The 313-nt window shown below is 31.9% G+C and carries 1 protein-coding gene; it reads right to left on the bottom strand.

The genetic code is table 11. The annotated features are described in order from the left end of the window. Positions 1-313 (bottom strand): DUF11 domain-containing protein (locus EII32_RS11905; RefSeq protein ID WP_148096853.1); only part of this gene is annotated, 313 nt, incomplete at both ends.

A 313-nucleotide genomic window follows, 5' to 3' on the forward strand; every position in this document is an offset into this window, starting at 1 on the left:
CCTTCAACTACATTTGCTTTATTTAAAATCTTTTCGCCGTTTACATTGTCATTTACTTTTACTTTGAATGTAACTTCAAATGTTTCTCCATCTGCTACTTTTTCTTTAGTCCAAGTAATTTCTCCATCCTTGTAAACTCCATCATTATCTGCAGAACCTTCTACATAAGTTGTATGTTCAGGTATCTTGTCCTTTATTACAACCTTTTGGTCTTTTCCTGTTGTATTTTTGTAAGTTACTTTGTCAAGTAATTCTTGTCCTGCTTTTACTTCATTTCCATCTATACTTACTTTATCATCACTAGGACTGAATC

Source organism: Prevotella sp. OH937_COT-195 (assembly GCF_003932845.1).
Classification (GTDB): Bacteria; Bacteroidota; Bacteroidia; order Bacteroidales; family Bacteroidaceae; genus Prevotella.